The sequence below is a fragment of the Caulobacter sp. P1_D6 genome (genome assembly GCF_056406095.1).
In genome coordinates this window covers 149850-169815 of sequence record NZ_JBFUAW010000005.1, presented here as the reverse complement: position 1 = coordinate 169815, position 19966 = coordinate 149850, and the positions used below count along the sequence as shown (strand labels likewise).

Annotated in this window: 20 protein-coding genes and 1 pseudogene; 16 read left to right on the top strand and 5 right to left on the bottom strand. The window is 69.3% G+C overall.

The genetic code is table 11. From position 1 onward, the window contains the following. Positions 1-71: 71 nt before the first annotated feature. From AC1DYP_RS03545 to AC1DYP_RS03505, 9 genes and pseudogenes are all read left to right on the top strand, one after another. A pseudogene (locus tag AC1DYP_RS03545) lies at positions 72-160 on the top strand (hypothetical protein); the annotation flags it as partial. A 248-nt stretch (positions 161-408) separates the two neighbouring features. Continuing rightward, positions 409-1140 carry a hypothetical protein gene (locus AC1DYP_RS03540; RefSeq protein ID WP_477045163.1) on the top strand — a complete coding sequence of 244 codons (732 nt, stop codon included), beginning with the start codon at positions 409-411 and terminating at the stop codon, positions 1138-1140. A 134-nt stretch (positions 1141-1274) separates the two neighbouring features. Beyond that, positions 1275-1922, top strand: coding sequence for a glycerol-3-phosphate 1-O-acyltransferase PlsY (plsY, locus tag AC1DYP_RS03535; protein ID WP_477045162.1), 648 nt, complete (start codon positions 1275-1277; stop codon positions 1920-1922). Further along, positions 1922-3022: a DNA-processing protein DprA gene (dprA, locus tag AC1DYP_RS03530; protein WP_477045161.1), complete on the top strand. Its 1101-nt coding sequence runs from the start codon at positions 1922-1924 to the stop codon at positions 3020-3022. The genes plsY and dprA overlap by 1 nt, the downstream gene beginning before the upstream one ends. Positions 3023-3050: 28 nt before the next feature. Continuing rightward, positions 3051-3290: a DUF4160 domain-containing protein gene (locus tag AC1DYP_RS03525; protein ID WP_477045160.1), complete on the top strand. Its 240-nt coding sequence runs from the start codon at positions 3051-3053 to the stop codon at positions 3288-3290. Next, positions 3283-3690 (top strand): DUF2442 domain-containing protein, encoded by a 408-nt coding sequence (locus AC1DYP_RS03520; protein WP_477045159.1) that lies wholly within the window; start codon positions 3283-3285, stop codon positions 3688-3690. The genes AC1DYP_RS03525 and AC1DYP_RS03520 overlap by 8 nt, the downstream gene beginning before the upstream one ends. A gap of 61 nt (positions 3691-3751) precedes the next feature. Further along, positions 3752-4792 carry an alpha/beta fold hydrolase gene (locus AC1DYP_RS03515; protein WP_477045158.1) on the top strand — a complete coding sequence of 347 codons (1041 nt, stop codon included), beginning with the start codon at positions 3752-3754 and terminating at the stop codon, positions 4790-4792. Between the two features lie 176 nt (positions 4793-4968). Then, complete coding sequence (topA, locus tag AC1DYP_RS03510; protein WP_477045157.1) at positions 4969-7641, top strand: type I DNA topoisomerase; 2673 nt, start codon at positions 4969-4971, stop codon at positions 7639-7641. Between the two features lie 31 nt (positions 7642-7672). Further along, on the top strand, positions 7673-8035 hold the full coding sequence (locus tag AC1DYP_RS03505; RefSeq protein ID WP_477045156.1) for a hypothetical protein: 363 nt from the start codon (positions 7673-7675) through the stop codon (positions 8033-8035). A 6-nt stretch (positions 8036-8041) separates the two neighbouring features. Here AC1DYP_RS03505 and AC1DYP_RS03500 read toward each other — a convergent pair whose 3' ends face one another. After that, complete coding sequence (locus AC1DYP_RS03500) at positions 8042-8392, bottom strand: AraC family ligand binding domain-containing protein (RefSeq protein WP_477045155.1); 351 nt, start codon at positions 8390-8392, stop codon at positions 8042-8044. 181 nt (positions 8393-8573) lie between these two features. On the opposite strand from AC1DYP_RS03500, the gene rnr reads away from it, so the two are divergent. After that, positions 8574-10907 (top strand): ribonuclease R, encoded by a 2334-nt coding sequence (gene rnr, locus AC1DYP_RS03495; protein WP_477045154.1) that lies wholly within the window; start codon positions 8574-8576, stop codon positions 10905-10907. A 32-nt stretch (positions 10908-10939) separates the two neighbouring features. On the opposite strand, the gene AC1DYP_RS03490 is transcribed toward rnr, so the two are convergent. Next, entirely contained in the window at positions 10940-11986 is a 1047-nt protein-coding gene (locus AC1DYP_RS03490) for an SGNH/GDSL hydrolase family protein (protein WP_477045153.1), read from the bottom strand. Positions 11987-12013: 27 nt separating this feature from the next. Beyond that, entirely contained in the window at positions 12014-13309 is a 1296-nt protein-coding gene (locus tag AC1DYP_RS03485; RefSeq protein WP_477045165.1) for an amidohydrolase, read from the bottom strand. A gap of 172 nt (positions 13310-13481) precedes the next feature. Here AC1DYP_RS03485 and AC1DYP_RS03480 point away from each other — a divergent pair, with 172 nt between their 5' ends. The 4 genes from AC1DYP_RS03480 (at position 13482) to AC1DYP_RS03465 (ending at position 15916) form a co-directional block, all read left to right on the top strand. After that, positions 13482-14210, top strand: coding sequence for an NUDIX hydrolase (locus AC1DYP_RS03480; RefSeq protein ID WP_477045152.1), 729 nt, complete (start codon positions 13482-13484; stop codon positions 14208-14210). A 126-nt stretch (positions 14211-14336) separates the two neighbouring features. Then, a complete protein-coding gene (locus AC1DYP_RS03475) occupies positions 14337-14783 on the top strand; it encodes a DUF6265 family protein (protein WP_477045151.1) in 447 nt (148 codons plus the stop codon). Positions 14784-14864: 81 nt separating this feature from the next. After that, positions 14865-15032: a 50S ribosomal protein L33 gene (gene rpmG, locus AC1DYP_RS03470; protein ID WP_007673017.1), complete on the top strand. Its 168-nt coding sequence runs from the start codon at positions 14865-14867 to the stop codon at positions 15030-15032. Positions 15033-15136: 104 nt separating this feature from the next. Beyond that, complete coding sequence (locus AC1DYP_RS03465; protein ID WP_477045150.1) at positions 15137-15916, top strand: glutaminyl-peptide cyclotransferase; 780 nt, start codon at positions 15137-15139, stop codon at positions 15914-15916. Between the two features lie 88 nt (positions 15917-16004). On the opposite strand, the gene AC1DYP_RS03460 is transcribed toward AC1DYP_RS03465, so the two are convergent. After that, positions 16005-17369 carry a PleD family two-component system response regulator gene (locus AC1DYP_RS03460; RefSeq protein ID WP_477045149.1) on the bottom strand — a complete coding sequence of 455 codons (1365 nt, stop codon included), beginning with the start codon at positions 17367-17369 and terminating at the stop codon, positions 16005-16007. Between the two features lie 4 nt (positions 17370-17373). Next, on the bottom strand, positions 17374-17742 hold the full coding sequence (locus tag AC1DYP_RS03455) for a response regulator (protein ID WP_028040271.1): 369 nt from the start codon (positions 17740-17742) through the stop codon (positions 17374-17376). Between the two features lie 122 nt (positions 17743-17864). Between AC1DYP_RS03455 and AC1DYP_RS03450 the strand changes: the two genes are divergently transcribed. Continuing rightward, positions 17865-18512 carry a hypothetical protein gene (locus tag AC1DYP_RS03450; RefSeq protein WP_477045148.1) on the top strand — a complete coding sequence of 216 codons (648 nt, stop codon included), beginning with the start codon at positions 17865-17867 and terminating at the stop codon, positions 18510-18512. A gap of 178 nt (positions 18513-18690) precedes the next feature. Further along, positions 18691-19947 (top strand): DNA polymerase IV, encoded by a 1257-nt coding sequence (locus AC1DYP_RS03445; RefSeq protein WP_477045147.1) that lies wholly within the window; start codon positions 18691-18693, stop codon positions 19945-19947. Positions 19948-19966 lie beyond the last annotated feature (19 nt).

The window sequence follows — 19966 nt, the reverse complement described above, 5'->3', positions numbered from 1 at the left end:
CACGCGCTTTGTCCCCGTTCGACGCCGACGGCGGGCGGGGCCTGCAACGCCAGGCTCCCCGGACACGCTGAAGTAACCCCCTCCAGCCCAGTCCCGCTCGATCGCCCCCCGCCGCCGCATCGGTCGCTGGCCATGCGCCCTTTCCATGCGACGAGGTGGGTCAAGGATACGGGCGGTTTGCAGGGGGAGGATAAGTTCGGGTCGAGAAAGTTCAGGTCTTTGAGATCGTTGAGGTTTGCCCGCTGAACGCCGAGCACAAGCGGCCAAAAACCCTCTCCACAGGGAGAGGGGTCAAGACCGCGCGGGCTCCGGCGCGTCGTGGGCGAGGCCTTGCGCGCCGGGCCCCGCCACGGCGATAAATCGATCCGGACGTCGCGCCGCGTGCGCGGCCGGCGCGATGAGGCAAGCGTGACAATCACCTTCGACAAGCTGGTCGCCAACTTCTACCCGGTGGACGACCTGGGCGACGGCCTGGTCCGATGCGGCGACGAACTGCCCAAGAAGACGATCCACACCTACTTCCTGTTGCCCGCCGCGGACGGCTTCACGCCCTTTGTCGTGTCGGACGACCTCATCGACGACGCCTTCGCCGCGATGGTCCTGAAGACCGTCGGCGACCAGGCGGTCGAGCGTCTCGCCAAGTCCACGCTGCCGGCGAACGCCTACGGCTTCACCCATGTCCTAGCCGCGCCGCAGGCTTATCACGCCCAGCTCAAGGGGCGGCTGGACGCCGAGCGACCGCGCGCCACGCTCTGCGTCCCGATTTTCGAGAGCGAGTTCTCGGGATCGGAGACGCCGGAAGCGTTCGGCCTGCTGTTCGGCCGTGTCGTGCCGACGTCGGACTGGCGCCGGGCGCCGCACCCCAAGATCGCGCTGCGCTTCGACAACACCAAGACCAAGGCTGGGACGGGAGATGGCTACGTCCTGGCCGGCTTCGACCTGGTGCTCCGAGAGATCGACAACCTGCTCGGCGTCGCCGACGGCTTCATCGAGATCCTGAACCACCGCGACGAGGTCGTCGAACTTCTGTTCTCGCACGCGGACACCTTCACCCTGATCGAGAACCGCGACGATGCGGCGGGCGTCCAGATCGGCCGGGAGGCGCTTCCAGAACACCTCCGCGCCTTCCTGACGCGATGAGCCACGCCCCATCCGCCGGGAAAACGGTGGAGTCCCCCGCCCTAGCGCCGCTATAAAAGCCGAAACAGGCGTTTTCGCCCTTGCCTTGCGCCCGGTCCGACGGGCAGCTTCACCACATCCATAGGTCGTAACTCGTGCAAGATCTCGCCCAAGCCGTCTACCTGTCCCTCGGCCTCACCATCCTCGGCGGCTATCTGCTGGGGTCGATCCCGTTCGGCCTGATCGCCACGCGGCTGGGCGGGGCCGGCGACATCCGGCAGATCGGCTCGGGCAACATCGGCGCGACCAACGTGCTGCGTTCGGGCCGCAAGGACTTGGCGGCCATCACCCTGGTCGGCGACGCCGGCAAGGGCGTGGCGGCGGTGCTGCTGGCCCGCTGGCTGAGCCACGACAACGCCTTCATCGTCGCCCTGGCCGGCGGCGCGGCCTTCACCGGCCACCTGTTCCCCGTCTGGCTGAAGTTCAAGGGCGGCAAGGGCGTGGCCACCTTCTACGGCGTGCTGCTGGCCGCCTGCTGGCCGGTGGGCCTGCTGGCCGCCGTCACCTGGCTGGCCGTGGCCGCCCTGTTCCGCATCAGCTCGCTGGCCGCCCTGGTCGCCGCCGCCCTGGCCGCGCCGTTCGCCCTGGCCACCGACCAGGAGGTCGCCTTCCTGGGACTTTGCCTGTTCATGGCCGTGCTGATCTTCATCCGCCACAAGGACAACATCAGCCGCCTGCTGAAGGGCCAGGAGCCCCGCATCGGCAAGAAGAAGACGGCTGAAGCGCCGCCTGCCGCCGGCTGATGACGCGGGGCCTCTCGGACAGCGAGCGCCTGGCCTGGCTGAGGCTGGCGCGCACCGAGACGGTCGGCCCCGTCGCTTTCGACCATCTGCTTTCGCGGTTCGGCTCGGCCGAGCGCGCCCTGATCGCCCTGCCCGACCTGGCCCGTCGCGCCGGCCGCGCCTCGCCCCTGCGCCCGCCGCCCGAGGACGAGATCCTTCGCGAACTGGACAGCGGCGAACGCCTCGGCGCGCGGCTGATCTGCGCCTGCGAGCCGGACTTTCCCCCGCGCCTGGCCGCCCTGGACCCGCCGCCGCCGGTGCTGTGGGCCCTGGGCCACGCCGAGCTGCTGTCCCAGCCCAGCCTGGCCATCGTCGGCGCCCGCATCGCCTCGGCCGGCGGTCAGCGCTTCGCCCGCCAGCTGGCGACCGAGCTGGGCCGGCACGGCTATGTGGTGGTGTCGGGCCTGGCGCGCGGCGTCGACGGCGCGGCCCACGAAGGCGCCCTGGCCACGGGCACGGTGGCGGTGCTGGGCGGCGGCGTCAGCGACATCTACCCGCCCGAACACGCCGACCTGCACGCCCGCATCGCCGGCCAAGGCGGCTGCGTGGTCAGCGAGAGCGCCCCCGACCGCCGGGCCATCGCCAAGGACTTCCCGCGCCGAAACCGGATCATCTCGGGCCTGTCGCTGGGGGTGATCGTGGTCGAGGCCGAGCTGAAGTCCGGCTCGCTGATCACCGCCCGCCTGGCCGCCGAGCAGGGCCGCGACGTCTTCGCCGTGCCCGGCTCGCCGCTGGACCCGCGCGCCAAGGGCCCCAACGACCTGATCCGCCAGGGCGCGATCCTGTGCGAGGGCGTCGAGGACGTGCTGCGCTCGCTGTCGGGCCAAGCCCATCTGCGCGAGCGCGAGCAGCCCTACGCGGCCGAGGACGAGGACGTGGACATCGACCACGACGCCCTGCGAGAGGAGGTCGCCCGCCTGCTCTCCCCCACCCCGGTCTCCCGCGACGAACTGGTCCGCGCCACCCGCGCCCCGACCTCGGCGGTGATGGCGGCGCTGGTCGAGCTGGCCCTGGCCGAACGGGCCGAGCTGCTGCCGGGCGGGATGGTGGCCATCACTTGAAAACCTATCACGATAGGTTATTCTAGGGATGATCACCGTCCATCGCGCGGCCGGCTTCAGCGTCGTGATCTTCACCAACGATCACGAACCCGCCCATGTTCACGTGTTCAAGGACGGCGAGGCCAAGATCAATCTGGCCAGTCCTGGCGACGCGCCCGAACTGGTCTGGGCGGAGTACATGACCCGCGCCGACATCCGGCGCGCGATGGCCATCGTGACGGAACAACGCGATCGCCTGTTGGCGAGATGGAACGAGATCCATGGCTGAAATCACCGACGCCGAGATCGACAGAGCTGGCCGGCTGGGGACCGCGTTGTCCAAGAGCGAACCCAGGGCCGCCTCTGCTCGCTACGATCGGGCGACAGGGCGTATCCAGGTGGAACTGAAGAACGGGTCTGCGTTCGCCTTTCCCGCGCGCCAGGGCCAAGGCTTGGAGAACGCCACCGAAGAGGAGCTGGCGCAGGTCGTCGTCCGTGGTTCCGGCTACGGTCTGCATTGGGAGGCGCTGGACGTCGATCTGTCGATCCCCGGCCTTGCCGCGGGCATCTTCGGAACCAGGGCGCATATGGCGCGGCTGGCTGGCCAGGCCACCTCCCCCGCCAAGTCCGCCGCCGCCCGCGCCAACGGGGCCAAGGGCGGACGCCCACGCAAGACGGCGGGCGTCTGAACGCAGGCTTGACCGCGTCTCCATTCAACTACAACGTTGAATTGATTTCGGGGGAAGCGGCATGCGGCGTCTTGGACTGGTCTCGGCCCTGGCGTTGATCGCGCTGACGTCCTACGCCGCCGCCCAACCGGCGAGCAGGCCCTCTCCCAAGTCTCTAGGCCCCGACTTCTACGCCGCCACGCATCAGGCGGTGGAGGTCGAGCCAGGCCGTCACCTCAACCTCGTCTGCCTGGGCCAGGGCGCCCCGACCGTGATCCTCGAAGCCGGCATGGGCGATGACAGCCTGGCCTGGCGCAGGGTCCACGCCAGCCTCGCGACGATCACCCGCACTTGCGCCTACGACCGCGCGGGCTACGGGCTCAGCGACGCGGCGCGGCGGGCCTCGGACGCCGACAACACCGCGGCCGACCTGGCCCTGCTGCTCGACAAGGCGCCGATCCAGGGACGGGTCGTGATCGTCGCCCATTCGCTGGGCGGCCTCTACGCCACCCATTTCACCAACCTGCATCCGGGCCGGGTGGCCGGTCTGGTGCTGCTGGACCCGTCCCAACCCGGCGACGGCCGGGCCTATGGTTCGCTCTGGGATGCGGGTCGCAAGGCCTACGAGAAATCGCTCGCCGACAGCGAGACCTGCCTGGCCACCGCGCGCAAGGCCGACCTGACGCCGGCCAACAATCCCGCCGACTGCCTGGAGGATCCGCCCGGCCGCGACCCCGTCTTCCACGACGAGCTGAACCGGCGCTGGGGCAAGGCCAACTATATCGCCGCCAACATCTCGGAAATGCGCAGCATGCTGGCCGACGCCAACGGCGACAGCGTCGACGCCCGCCAGGCCGGGCCCAGGCAACGCGACTTCGGCGCCCTGCCGCTGGTCGTGCTGGTGTCCGACCCCGCCAAGCCGCCCAGCCCGCCTCCCGGCTGGGACGAAGGCACGGCGATCAAGCACCGCCTGAACCGCGAACTGGCGGCGCGTTCGACCCAGGGCGAGTTCCGACTGGTCCCGGGCTCCAGACATTATATCCAGGACGACGCGTCCCAGGTGGTGGTCGAAGCCGTCCGATCGGTGGTCGAAGCGGCCCGCGAGACGTCGCCGAAGCCCTAGGCGCCTGGACCCGGCGCGGGGCGAAATATTCCTCTCTCTATAGAGAGAGCCGGGAACCAAATGCGCCGTCCGCCACGGCCGCCGTTGACAGACCCCTGGCGCCGCCCCCACTTTCCGGCCCTCGTCGCCCTGGTTCGCCTGGGGGACGCACCCAATTCCCAGGCATCAAGGTCCTAATGATCGTCGTCGTCGTCGAGAGCCCGGCCAAGGCCAAGACCATCAACAAGTACCTCGGGTCCGGCTATACGGTTCTCGCCTCGTACGGCCACATCCGCGATCTGCCCTCGAAGGACGGTTCCGTCGAACCCGACAACGACTTCGCCATGAGCTGGGAAGTCGACGCCAAGGCCGCCAAGCGGATCGGCGACATCGTCGACGCCATGAAGGGCGCCGACGGCGTGATCCTGGCCACCGACCCCGACCGCGAAGGGGAGGCCATCAGCTGGCACGTGCTGGAGGTGCTGCAGAAGAAGAAGGCGATCAAGGACAAGACCGTCCAGCGCGTCACCTTCAACGCCATCACCAAGGCCTCGGTGCTCGAGGCCATGGCCCATCCGCGCGACATCGACATGGAGCTGGTCGAGGCCTATCTGGCCCGCCGCGCCCTGGACTATCTGGTCGGCTTCACCCTCTCGCCCGTCCTGTGGCGCAAGCTGCCGGGCAGCCGCTCGGCCGGCCGCGTGCAGTCGGTCTGCCTGCGCCTGATCGTCGACCGCGAGCTGGAGATCGAGCGCTTCAAGACCCAGGAATACTGGACCGTCGAGGCCGACGTCACGGCCGGCGCCGAGCCGTTCCTGGCCCGCCTGGTCAAGCACGAGAACAAGAAGCTCACCAAGTTCGACCTGGGCAACGAGGGTTCGGCCCTGGCCGCGCGGGCCGCCGTCCAGAAGGCGACCTTCAAGGTCGCCGCCGTCGAGAAGAAGCCCGGCAAGCGCTCGCCCGCCCCGCCCTTCACCACCTCGACCCTGCAGCAGGAAGCCTCGCGCAAGCTGGGCTTTTCCGCCCAGCGCACCATGCAGGCCGCCCAGAAGCTGTACGAAGGCATCGACATCGGCGGCGAGACCGTCGGCCTGATCACCTACATGCGGACCGACGGCGTGTCGGTCGAGCCGGAAGGCATCGCCGAGGCGCGCAGCGTGATCGGCAACGTCTACGGCGCGCCCTACGTCCCCGAGACCCCGCGCTACTACAAGGCCAAGGCCAAGAACGCCCAGGAGGCCCACGAAGCCATCCGTCCGACCAGCCTGGGCCGCAATCCCGGCTCGCTGCGCCTGGAGCCGGACCTGGGCCGCCTGTACGAGCTGATCTGGAAGCGGATGATCGCCTCGCAGATGGAGAGCGCCCGCATCGAGCGCACCACCGTCGACCTGGAGAGCGCCGACGGCCAGACCGGCATGCGCGCCACGGGCCAGGTCGTGCTCTTCCCCGGCTATCTGGCCGTCTACGAGGAAGGCCGCGACGACGAGGGCGACGAGGACAGCGCCCGCCTGCCGATGATCGAGGAAGGCGCCGCCGCCAAGGTGCTGGACGCCCGCGCCGACCAGCACTTCACCGAACCGCCCCCGCGCTATTCGGAAGCCAGCCTCGTCAAGAAGATGGAAGAGCTGGGCATCGGCCGCCCGTCGACCTACGCCTCGGTCCTGACCGTGCTGCGCGACCGCGCCTACGTGAAGATGGAGAAGCAGCGCTTCATCCCCGAGGACAAGGGCCGCCTGGTCACCGCGTTCCTGGAGCAGTTCTTCCGCCGCTACGTGGAGTACGACTTCACCGCCGCCCTGGAAGAGCAGCTGGACCTGGTGTCGGACGGCAAGCTGGACTGGAAACAGTTCCTGCGCGACTTCTGGAAGGACTTCGCGGCCGCGGTCGGCGAGATCGCCGAGCTGCGCACCACCAACGTCCTGGACGCCCTCAACGAGTCGCTGGGCCCGCACATCTTCCCGGACAAGGGCGACGGCTCCAATCCGCGTCTGTGCCCAACCTGCGGCACGGGCATGCTGTCGCTGAAGGTCGGCAAGTTCGGCGCCTTCATCGGCTGTTCGAACTATCCCGAATGCCGCTTCACCCGCCAGCTGGCCACCAGCGAGGGCGAAGGCGAAGCCGAGGCCGCCGACAAGGAGCTGGGGATCAACCCGGCGACCGGCCGCGCGGTGTGGCTGAAGAACGGCCGCTTCGGTCCCTATGTCGAGGAACTGGCGGCGGCCGACAGCGGCGACAAGCCCAAACGCTCCAGCCTGCCCAAGGGCTGGGTGGCGGCGGCGGTCGATCTGGAAAAGGCCCTGCGCCTGCTGTCCCTGCCCCGCGAGGTCGGCGCCCACCCGGACGACGGCAAGACCATCACCGCGGGCCTGGGCCGCTTCGGGCCGTTCGTGCTGCACGACGGCACCTACGCCAACCTCGAGAATCCGGAAGACGTCTTCGACATCGGCCTGAACCGCGCGGTGGCCCTGCTGGCCGACAAGCGGGCCGGCGGCGGGCGTCCGCAGCGCGGCCAGGCGGCGGCGCTGGCGGAACTGGGCAACCACCCCGAAGACGGCAAGCCGATCCGCGTGCTGTCGGGGCGCTTCGGCCCCTACATCAAGCACGGCGACACCAACGCCAACGTGCCCAAGGGCGCCGATCCGGCGGCCCTGACCCTGGAAGAAGCGGTGGCCCTGATCGCCGACCGCGTCGCCAAGGGCGGCGGCGGCAAGAAGCCGGCGAAGAAGGCGGCTCCCAAGAAAGCCCCGGCCAAGGCGAAGGCCGCGGCCGACGGCGCGGCTCCGGCGAAGAAGGCTCCGGCCAAGAAGCCGGCCGCCAAGAAACCGGCGGCGAAAAAGCCCGCCGCCAAGAAGGCCAAAGCCGAGGCGTGACGCGCCTCGGCGGTGGAGTTAGGCTAGGGTCATGACGACGCTCGAACGCCCTCTTCCGCTGCCTGTCGTGGTCGTGATCCTGTCGGCGATCAGCGTCGGCGGCTTCGCGTTCGGGCTCAAGAACGCCTTGGTGAAGACCGACCGGCAGGCGGTCTCGACCGCGCCGCTGGCCGAGGTGTCGGGCGTGCCGGTGCGCGACGCCGCCCCGATGGTCGCCGAGGTCGCCCCGCCCCCGCCGGTCGAGGCCCCCAAGCCCAAGCCGGTCGAAGAGGTCGAGGCGCAGCCCGCCGAGGAGGCCCCGGTCGTCGAGGCCCCGCCCGTCCCGACCGAGCCCGAAAAGAAGCCCGAACCGCCGCCGCAACCCACGCCGCAGCGGATCGAGGACCTGTACTAGGGCGACCTAAGCCTTCGCGGCTCGCCAATGGGGGTAGGTGACATAGGCGGTCAGCGCCCCATCCTCGTGCGAGCGGATGGTCACGGCCTCCCCCTTGGGCATGTAGACGATCTCGCCGGGGCCGGCGGTGAGCGTCTCCGCGCCCGTCGAAACCGACACCCGCCCCTCCAGGACGATCATGACGTCGTCGACGGCCATTGTCTCGGCGAGGCTCTGGTTCGGCGCGTACCGCCCGTAGCCGACGGTGATCGGGCCGCCGTGCCGTTCGTCGACCAGATTGCTGACGAAGATGTCGGCCTGCTGCCCCGGGGAGCGCTCCATCGGCGCGTCTTCGAGCGTGAACCTGCGGACCTTCATGGTCTTGCTCCCTGCGGATGCGGAGGGCCGCCCGGAAATCCCGGGCGCCTGGACGAAGTACACGCGGTCGGCCGGGAAGTTCCCGCCACAACCGGCCGAACCTTCAGCCACGGCCAGCGATCAGGGGCGGATTGTCCATTTCCCTTTCCCTTCGCCCCCCTCGCCGCGTTAGACGAGGAGCATGGCTAAACCGCGCTCGCCCAAGTCGTCCAAGTTCCCCGCCGCCTCGAAAGGCGTGAAGGCGCCCAAGCCGCCCGCGGGGCTGCCGGATCGCGAGACGCTGATCGCCTTCCTTCGCGACGCCGGCGAGAGCGGCAAAGCCGACATCGCCCGCCATTTCGGCCTGAAGGGCGCGGACCGTCGGGCCCTGCGCGAGATGCTGCGCGCCCTGGAAGCCGATGGCAGCCTGGGCAAGCGCGGCCGCCGGGGCTTCGCCGAAGCCGGTTCCCTGCCCCCGGTCGGGGTGGTGGACGTGGTCGAGCGCGACGCCGACGGCGACCTCTATGTCCGCCTGACCAAGGGCGGCGAGGACCTGCCGCAGGTGCGCCTGGCCCCGGGCAAGGGCGACGCCGCGGCCGGCGGCGCGCCGGGCATGGGCGACCGCCTGCTGGTCCGCTTCGAGCAACTGGAGAGCGGCGAGACCGAGGCCCGCCTGATTAAGCGCCTGGGCCAGAGCGCCCACAAGGTGCTGGGCGTCATCCGCAAGCATCGCCGCGAGACCCGCGTCGAGCCGGTCGATCGCAAGTCCAAGGAAAGCCTGCTGCTCAACGAGCAGGAGGCCAAGGACCTGAAGGACGGCGACCTGGTCCTGGCCCAGGTCGGCACGGCCTCGGCCCGCTACGGCCCCAAGTTCGGCAAGGTGCTGGAGGTGGTCGGCAGCGAGGACGATCCGCGCGCCGCCTCGCTGATCGCCATCCACAGCCACGGCATCCCGACCGGCTTCTCCGAAGAGGCCGAGGCGGAAGCCGCCGCCGCCAAGCCGCCGACGCTGGAAGGGCGGGATGACCTGCGCGACCTGCCGTTCGTGACCATCGACCCGGTGGACGCCCGCGACCACGACGACGCCGTCTACGCCCATCCCGATCCGGAACCCGGCAATGTGGGCGGCTGGGTGGTCTGGGTGGCGATCGCCGACGTCGCCGCCTATGTGCGCCCCGGCTCGGCCCTGGACCGCGACGCCCGCGAGAAGGGCAACAGCGTCTACTTCCCCGACCGGGTGGAGCCGATGCTGCCCGAGACCCTGTCCAACGGCCTGTGCAGCCTGCGCGAAGGCGAGAACCGCGCCACCCTGGCCGTGCGGATGGTGTTCGACGCTCAGGGCCGCAAGAAGAGCCACAAGTTCGTGCGCGGCCTGATGCGCAGCGCCGCCAAGCTGTCGTACGAGCAAGCCCAGGCCGCCATCGACGGCGTGGCTCCGCCCGACGGCCAGGACGCCGACAAGGCCGGCCCGCTGCTGGACCCGATCCTGCGCCCGCTGTGGGCCGCCTTCCGCCTGATGGGCAAGGGCCGCGAGCAGCGCTCGCCCCTGGCCATCGAGAGCGACGAGCGCCGCATCATCATCCGCGAGGGCGAGATCCAGTCGATCACCCGCCGCGCCAGCCTCGAGGCCCACAAGCTGATCGAGGAGATGATGATCCAGGCCAACGTCTCGGCCGCCGAGAGCCTGGAAGCCAAGCGCACGCCGCTGATCTACCGGGTGCACGACACGCCCAGCCAGGAAAAGGTCATGAGCCTGACCGAGTTCCTGCAGACGCTGGAGGTGAAGTGGTCGAAGGGCGAGGCCCCGACCACGGCGCGCTTCAACAAGCTGCTGGACGACACCCGCGAGAGCCCGCACGCGGCGATCATCAACGAGGTGGTCCTGCGCACCCAGATGCAGGCCCACTATTCCAGCGACAACCTGGGCCACTTCGGCCTGAACCTGGCCCGCTACGCCCACTTCACCAGCCCGATCCGCCGCTACGCCGACCTGATCGTGCACCGGGCGCTGATCCGGGCGCTGAACCTGGGCGACGACGGCCTGACCGACCAGGACATCAGCCAGATCAAGGACACCGCCGAGGTCATCACCCACGCCGAGCGCCGGGCCATGGCCGCCGAGCGCGACGCCACCGACCGCTACATCGCCGCCTTCCTGGCCGACCGGGTGGGCGCGACCTTCACCGGGCGGATCACGGGGGTCACGCGCTTTGGCCTGTTCGTGAAGCTGGACGAGACGGGCGCCGACGGCCTGGTGCCGGTCTCGACCCTGGGCGAGGAATATTTCGTCCACGACGACCGCATGCACGCCCTGGTCGGCGAGCGCACGGGCAAGCGCTTCCCGCTGGGCCTGGCGGTCGAGGTGAAGCTGCGTGAGGCCACGCCGGTGACCGGCGGGCTGTTGTTCGAGATGCTGACGGATGCGCTGCCGGTGGATCCGAAAGCTCCACGGCCGCGGCTGGGCATCCGGGGCAAGCCCGCCATCAAGCCGCGCGGCGGGCTGCCGAAGGGCGTGCGGCGCGGGAAGCGGCGGTAGGCTTAGAAACCCTCTCCCGTGGGAGAGGGTGATCAGGGCAGAACCGTCTTCGCCGCCGCCTCAAGCCGATCCGCCATCATCCGCTGATCCGCGATCGACGGGTGCCAGTCGCAGGCGCCCAGGTCCATGCCGGTGATCCGCACCGGGGTCGCCAGGCCCGGCGTCTCGGCGTCGACCGCTTTGACCACTTCATCGACATCGGCCGCGAAGCTGTCGCCCGCGATCAGCAGGAAGCGGGCCTGGGGCTGGCGCTTGGCCAGGTCCCGAACGAAACCGGCATAGGCCCGGCGATAGTCGGCGTGCAGGGCCGCCTCGTCGGCCCAGGCCTCGCCCGGCGCCACAGGCGTGGAGAAGTCGTTGGTGCCCAGGCCGATGACGATCAGGTCGGGTCGCCAGGAGTCCGCCGGATCCACGCTGGGCGCGGCCTGGCCGGGGATCATGCGCGAATAGAGCACCGGCAAGGTCTGGCCCGGCGCGCCGCCGCCGTAGTTGCGCACCACGCCCCGCCCGGAGAAGGCGACGATCCGGTAGTCGGCGTCCAGCCGCCCCGCCAGGGTCGGTCCGAAGGTCAGGCTGGTGTCGGTCAGGTCGTGGATCTCGGCCTGGGTGCAGGTGCGCTTGGTCGCGCGCACGCCATAGCCGACCGTGTGGGAGTCGCCGATGAACTCGATCCTGCGCGGACGGCTGGGCGGCGGAAGGGCCTGGCCGCCCCTGCCGACGGTGAAGCCCAGGAACCGCGCCGAGCCGGTCTGGCTCTCGGTCAGCTTGTCCACCCGCACGACATGCTCGCCCGGGCCCAGGTCGTCGAAACTCATGTGCGTGACGCCGGGCAGGTCCAGCTGGGTGCGGATCTTGTCGTCGATGCTGACCGCCAGATGCTCAAGCTGCGGATCGACCGCCACCTCGACCGCCCGCCCGGTGAAGCGCCCCTCGAAATAGACGCCGGGCCAGCCGAACGCGTAGCCCCCGTCGGGCAGAGCCACCGTCCGGCCGCCGATATTGGGCGTCAGGGCGGTCTGGGCCGCCGCCGGGCTCGACAGGGTCAGGGCCGCGACGGCGGCTAGAAACAGGGATCGCAAACGGGCCTCCTTCGACGCGGCGGAGCGCTACTTCTTGGCCAGATAATCCAGCGCCAGCAGCACCTCGGCCTTCACGCCGGTCTCCAGCACCGCCTCATCGATGTCGAAATAGGGCGAGTGGTTGGCCGGGGCCGTGGCGGCGGGCACGCTGGCCGGACGGCCGCCCAGCTGGATGAACACCGCCGGGACCTTCTCGCCGTAGCGCGAGAAGTCCTCGGCCCCGGTGACCAAGGCCGCCTGGTCGTCGACCTTGCCGGGCGAGGCCTGCTCCAGCACGGGCTTGACCCAGGCCGACAGGGCCGCGTCGTTGCGGGTGACCGGATAGGGCTGGGTGAACACCGCCTGGGCCCTGGCGCCGTAGCGGTCGCCGATGGCGGCCACGGTCTTCTGGACCTTGTCGATGACGTCGGTCCGGCGCTCGGCGTTGAAGGTGCGCAGGGTGCCGGTCATGGTCAGGTCTTCGGGGATGATGTTGTTGCGCACCCCCATGTTGATGGTCGCCACGGTCAGGACGGTGGGCGAGGCGCCGACGTCGATCTGGCGGGCCGACAGCTGGTTGAAGGCCTGGACGATGTCTGCCGCGACGCTGGCCATGTCGACGCCCGCCCAGGGCCGCGCCCCGTGGGTCTGCTTGCCCTTGACCGTGATCGTCAGACGGTCGGAGCCCGCATAGAAGCCGCCGGCCCGGTAGTTCAGGGCGTGGGCGTCGCCGGGGCCGATGTGCAGGCCGAAGATGGCGTCGACCTTGGGGCGGTCCAGGGCGCCGTCGCGGATCATCAGGCCCGCCCCGCCCTCCTCGCCGGCCTGGGAGCCCTCCTCGGCCGGCTGGAACAGCACCACGACCGTGCCGGGGATGTCGGCCTTCATGCCGGCCAGCACCGTCGCCGCGCCCAGCAGCATGGCCACGTGGGTGTCGTGGCCGCAGGCGTGCATGACCGGCAGGGTCCGCCCCTCCCACTGGGCGGTGACCTTGGAGGCGAACGGCAGGCCGGTCTTCTCCTCGACCGGCAGGGCGTCCATGTCGGCGCGCAGGGCCACGACCTTGCCGGGCTTGCCGCCCTTCAGCACCCCGACCACGCCGGTGCGGCCGACGCCCTCGCGGACCTCGAAGCCCAGGGCGCGCAGCTCCTTGGCCACGAGGGCGGCCGTGCGGACCTCCTGGTTGCCCAGTTCGGGATGCTGGTGGATGTCGCGCCGCCAGGCCACGACCTTGGGCTGGACGGCCTTGGCGGCGGCCTGGACCTGGGCGGCGGAAGGCGCGGCGAAGGCCGGTGCGCTAGCCAATCCGATGGCCAGCGCCAACGCCGAAACCCTTGCGAACATGGCCATCCCTCAATCCCCGAAATCCCTGGGCGGAGCTTGGACTGGGTTGGGGACACGCCGCAAGGGCATGTCCCCGTCGCGAGCTAGGGACATGCCCTCGCGGCGTGTCCCCAAACACTGTTGCCCCTACGGACGGATGGCGCTGACGTGAGTCGGGTCTAAGCTCGCGTCCATGGACGAGCCGATCGACGCCAAATTCGACACCCGCAACGACGGCGACGTCCGCGATCTAGGCGCCGGCGCGCTGAAGCCCCGCCATGCCGCCACCCTGATCGTCGTGCGTGACGACGGTCCCAAGCCCCAATTGCTGATGGGTCGCCGCAACCGGGGCCTGGCCTTCATGGCCGACAAGTGGGTGTTTCCCGGCGGCCGGGTCGACCGCGGCGACTACCTCGCGCCCTCGGCCAGCGAACTGGCGCCCGAGACCGCCGTGCGCCTGGCCCTGGAGCCGCGCCACGCCAATCCCCCTCGCCTGGCCCGCGCCCTGGCCCTGGCGGCGGTGCGCGAGACCTTCGAGGAGACCGGCCTGCTGCTGGCCCGGAAAGCGCCCGAGCGGCCCGGCGCGGGCGCCTGGCGGCCGTTCCTGGCCCAGGGCGCCCTGCCCGATCTGGCGCCGCTGGCCTTTGTGGCCCGGGCGATCACTCCGCCCTACCGCACCCGCCGCTTCGACGCCCGGTTCTTCATGGCCCCCGCCTCGGCCCTGCTGAGCCTGGAGCGCCAGCCCGACTGCGGCGAGCTGGACGAGATCGGCTGGTTCGACTTCGACGCCGCCCGCGAACTGGACCTGCCCAACATCACCCGCTTCGTCGTCCACGAGGTGGCCCAGCGCCTGGCCGACCCCGGACGCCCCGCGCCGTTCATGCGCTTCCTGCGCGGGGCGCGGCAGTTGAGTTATCTGTAGAGCGCCGTGGGACCGCCCTCGTCCTTCGACAGGCTCAGGATGAGGGCTATTGTTACGCTGAGCCAGCATTCGAAATCCTCATCCTGAGCCTGTCGAAGGACGAGGATTTCGCCACACGAGGTCGCCATGCTCGCCCTGATCCTCGCCGCCCAACTCGCCGGCCCGCCCGCCACCATAGACCGGATGGCCTGGCTGAAGGGCTGCTGGATCCAGACCAAGCCCAACGGCGTGGTCGAGGAGCTGTGGATGGGTCCCGGCGGCGGCGTGATGCTGGGCATGGGCCGCACCGTGCGCGACGGCAAGCTGCGCGACCATGAGTTCGTCCGCATCGTCGAGGCCGACGGCTCCCTGGCCTATGTCGCCGAACCTTCGGGCCAGGCCAAGGCCAGGTTCCCGCTCAAGAGCCTGACCGCCGACGAGGCGGTGTTCGAGGATCCGGCCCACGACTTTCCCCAGCGGGTGATCTATCGCCGAGTCGGACCCGACGCCGTGACCGGCCGGATCGAGGGCCAAATCGGCGGCCAGGCCAGGAGCGTCGATTTCCCCTACAAACGATGCGAGACCGGCAATTGACTTTGCGCCGCCGGTGAGTATGTTCCGCGCCTCTTATTTCGACCGCGTAGGGACCTGCGCGACCATCGCAGGGATTCGACCATGGCCAAACCGGCTTCCATCAAGATCCGCCTGAACTCGACGGCGGACACCGGCTTCTTCTACGTGACCAAGAAGAACGCCCGCACCAAGACCGAAAAGATGGTGCTGAAGAAGTACGATCCGGTCATCCGCAAGCACGTCGAATTCAAGGAAGGCAAGATCAAGTAGGTCTTGCCGCCCTTATCGATATGACAAGACGCCCGGCTGCGAAGCCGGGCGTTTTTCGTTTGGGGCGTCTTGTTTTCGCCGCCGAGGAAAGGCCTAGCTGGGCCATGCGCCGACTCCCGCTTCCGTCCCTCTGGCTGGCCTTGATTCTGTTGCTGGGCCTCGGTTTGCCGCTGGCCCAGGTTCAAGCCGCCATGCCGGTCTACGGCTATGAGGTGGTGCGCACCTACCCCCACGATCCCAACGCCTTCACCGAGGGCCTCTTCCTGCGCGACGGCTTCCTGTACGAGAGCACGGGGCTGGAGGGCGCCTCGTCGATCCGCAAGATCGTTCTGGAGACCGGCGCCGTCGAGAACGAGCGCTCGATCTCCAGCCAGTATTTCGGCGAGGGCATCATCGACTGGAAGGACCGGCTGATCCAGCTGACCTGGAAGACCCAGATCGGCTTCGTCTACGGCGTCGACGACTTCGAGACGCGCGGCGAGTTCAGCTATGCCGGCGAAGGCTGGGCCCTGACCCGCGACGACAAGCGCCTGATCATGAGCGACGGAACGTCGCGCCTGCGGTTCCTGGACCCCGAGACCCTGAAGGAGATCGGCGGGATCACCGTCACCGACGAAGGCAAGCCGGTGGACCAGCTGAACGAGCTGGAATGGGTCAAGGGCGAGATCCTGGCCAATATCTGGCAGACCGACCGCATCGCCCGCATCGACCCGGCCACGGGCAAGGTGAAGGGCTGGATCGACCTGACGGGGCTGCTGCCCGAGGCCGACCGCGACCGCGCCGACGTGCTGAACGGCATCGCCTACGACGCCAAGGCGGATCGGCTGATCGTGACGGGCAAGCTGTGGCCGCGGCTTTATGAGATCAGGCTAGTGAAGCGCTGAGCCGGGGACATGCCCTTGGGCGTGTCCCCATCGCTAGTCGCGGTGTCTGAAATTGGGGACACGCCCAAGGGCATGTCCCCGGCCGTAGTTAGGCCGCCTTGCCCACCACGGCGTTGCGGCCGGACTTCTTGGCCTCGTACACCGCCTCGTCGGCCCGTTTCATCAGGGTCTCGGGGGTGTCGTTGGGGCCGCTGGTGGCCGAGACGCCGATCGAGATGGTCACGGTCAGCAGCTCGCTGCCCTGGGCCACGCGGAACGGCGAGCCGGAGACGTGCATGCGGATCCGCTCGGCGATGCGCAGGGCGTCGACCAGCTGGGTGTCGGGCATGATCACCGTGAACTCCTCGCCGCCGTAGCGGCAAGGCAGGTCGATGGCGCGGACGTTCGAGGCCAGGCGCAGGGCGAACTCGCGCAGCACCTCGTCGCCGACGTCGTGACCGAAGCCGTCGTTGATCTTCTTGAAGTGGTCGATGTCGATCAGCAGGGCCGCGACCGGATCGCCGCCTAGCGCCGCGCGCTTGACCAGCGAGTCCAGCTGGCCGGCCATGTAGCGGCGGTTGTGCAGGCCGGTGAGCTGGTCGGTGACCGCCAGCTCCAGGCTGTGGTCGAGGTTCTGGCGCAGGTAGTCGGTGTAGCGCTTGCGCTGGATCTGGGTCTTGACCCGGGCCGACAGCTCCTGCGGATCGATCGGCCGCGGCAGGATGTCGTTGATGCCGATCTCCAGCGCCTTGACCAGGCGCTGGCGCTCGTCGGGATCGACCATGGCCAGGATCGGCAGGTGGCGGGTGCGCTCGTCCGACCGCAGCGAGGCGGCGAAGCGCAGGCCGTCGAAGCTCTTGGCGGCGGCGTTGATGATCACCAGGTCGACCGGTCCACCGGCGCTGATCTGGGCCTTCACGGGATCGGATTCGATGACCGGGCGATGCTCGATCGCCAGTTCGGCGGCGACGCGCTGGGCCTGGCGTTCGTTGTCGTCGACCACCAGCACCCGGCCGCCCAGGCCGTCCAGGCGCGAGGCGGCGCCGGCGATCACGCCCATGCGGCGGCCGGAGGCCTCGCGTTGGCGCAGCTCGTCGATCACCAGCTTGAAGCGGGTCAGGCTGCGCACGCGGGCGAACAGCATGACGTCGTCGATCGGCTTGGTCAGGAAGTCCGAGGCGCCGGCCTCCAGGCCCTGGATGCGGTCGGCGCGGCCGTCCAGCGCCGTGACCAGCACGATGGGGATATGGCGGGTGGTCGGGTCTTCCTTGAGCTTCTTGCAGACGGTGAAGCCGTCCATGCCGGGCATCATCACGTCCAGCAGGATCACGTCGGGCAGCTCGCTCGCCGCCAGGGTCAGGGCGGTGGGGCCGTCATAGGCGACCGAAACTTGATAGTACTCAGCCGACAGCTTGGCCTCGAGCAGGCGGACATTGGCCTCGATGTCGTCGACGACCAGGATGCGCGCGCTCACGGGCCTACCTCTCCAGCAACCGGGTAATGGTGTCGAGGAAGTGGGACACCGAGATGGGCTTGGAGATATAGGCCTCGCAGCCGCCCTCGCGAATGCGCTCCTCGTCGCCCTTCATGGCGAATGCCGTAACGGCGACGACGGGGATATGTGACAGATCGTCATCCTCCTTGAGCCACTTGGTGACTTCGAGGCCGGAGATCTCGGGCAGTTGGATGTCCATCAGGATCAGGTCGGGGCGATGCTCACGGGCGATCGACAGAGCCTGCAAGCCCTCGCGGGTTTGCAGGATCTCGTAACCCTGGGCTTCGAGCAGGTCATGAAAGAGTTTCATGTTCAGCTCGTTATCCTCGACGATGAGGACCTTCTTCGTCATCCTGACCCCGACCATTCCGGTCCGTGGCGATGCGTGAGGGATTCGCGTCGCTTCTGGATTCCAGATCGCACGAATATCCTTAAGCCCGCGCTAATCGCGTTTACCTCGACCTATCGTAGATCATGGAACCCTGTTTCTCCGACCTCCAAGCCTGCACCGTGCGCCCAGATACGCCGCTGGTCATCGTCGATGTGGACGAGGTCCTCGCGCGCTTCATGCATGGCTTCGGAACGTTCATCGGACGCCACGGATTCGAGCTGCGATTCGATCGCTACGCCCTGTTCCAGAACATCTATCGCCCCGGCGAGACCGAACACCTGGACCTGATCGCCGGGCGGGCGCTGTTCAACGACTTCTTCCGCGACGGGGCCGACGACCTGCTGCCGGCCGAGGGCGCGGCCGACGCCCTGGCCGACCTCTCGACCCGCGCCGACGTGGTGATCCTGACCAACGCCCCCGAGCACGGCCGCCAGTCCCGGGCCCGTTGGTTGAAGACCCACGGCTTCGACTATCCGCTGGTGATCAACAGCGGCCCCAAGGGCCCGTCGGCGGCCGACCTGTCCCAGCGCACGGCCTCGCCGTCGGTGTTCATCGACGACCTGCTGCCGCAGCTTGAGTCGGTGGCGGAAAGCGCGCCGTGGGTGAACCGCTTCCAGATGGTGGCCGACGAACGCCTGCGCCCCCTCGCGCCGGGCGATCCCGAGCGGCATCCCAGGTTCGACCTATGGCCGGACCTGAAGACGGCCATCGAACGCAAGCTGTTCCCATGAAGGCCAGGGCTGTCGCCTATAGCCCAAAACGGTTGTCATCCCGGACGAGCGCGCAGCGCGGAGATCCGGGACCGACGCGTGAACGCGTGCGCTTCCGGCGGTCCCGGATCTGCGCTTCGCTTGTCCGGGATGACAGCCGTTTTGGAGGCGATCGTCCGGGCGTGAAGGCCCCCTTCCTATGAAGGCCCTCTGCCGCGACTGCCTGGCGACGGGCGAGGCCAAGGTCTCGCGCTGCCCGTCCTGTGGGTCGCCCCGGGTGATCTTCCACGAAGAGCTGGGCCAGCTCAGCATGGCCCACATGGACTGCGACGCCTTCTACGCCTCGGTCGAGAAGCGCGACGACCCGACCCTGCGCGACAAGCCGGTGATCGTCGGCGGCGGCAAGCGGGGGGTGGTGACGACGGCCTGCTACATCGCCCGCATGAGCGGGCCGCGCTCGGCCATGCCGATGTACAAGGCGCTGAAGCTGTGCCCCGAGGCCGTGGTCATCAAGCCCAACTTCGCCAAGTACAAGCACGAGAGCCGGCGGATCATGGCCAAGCTGGAGGCCCTGACGCCCCTGGTGCAGCCGCTGTCGCTGGACGAGGCCTGGATCGACCTGTCGGGCACCGAGCGCCTGCACGGCGCCCCGCCGGCGGTGATGCTGGCCCGCGTGCAGAAGGAGATCGAGGCCGAGGTCCAGATCACCGTCTCGATCGGCCTGGCGCCCAACAAGTTCCTGGCCAAGATCGCCTCCGAGCTGGACAAGCCGCGCGGCTTCTCGGTGATCGGGGCGACGGGGATCGCCGAGTTCCTGGCCCCCAGGCCGGTGTCGATCCTGCCCGGCGTCGGCCCGGCCACCGTCACGACCTTGGCCTCGGAGGGCCTGCGCACGGTCGGCGACATCGCCAACGCCGACCTCAAATGGCTGGTCAAGGTCCTGGGCTCCAGCGGCCTGCGGCTGCATCACCTGGCCAACGGCCGCGACACCCGGCTGGTCGATCCCGATCAGGAGCGCAAGACGATCAGCGCCGAGACCACGTTCAACGACGACCTCTACAAGCGCGAGGAGCTCGAGGACGAGCTGTGGCCGCTGTGCGAGAAGGTCGCCCGCCAGGCCCGGGCCGGCGGGGTGGCGGGCCGGGTGGCGACGCTGAAGCTGCGCACGCCCGACTTCAAGATCCATACCCGCCGCCGCACCCTGCCCGTCCCGATCCAGACCGCCCGCACCCTGTTCCAGGTGGCGCGCGAACTGCTGGCGGCCGAGCCCGGCGGTCTGCACTACCGCCTGATCGGCGCGGGCCTGACCGACTTCGTCCCCGCCGAGGGCGCGGCCGACGACTTCTTCGCCGGCGACGAGCGCAAGGCGCTGAAGAGCGAGACGGTGATCGACGGACTGCGGGGGAAGTATGGGGCGGGAGCTGTGGTGACCGGGCGGGCGCTGAAGGGGAAGTAGGTGAGGCGACCACTTGCCC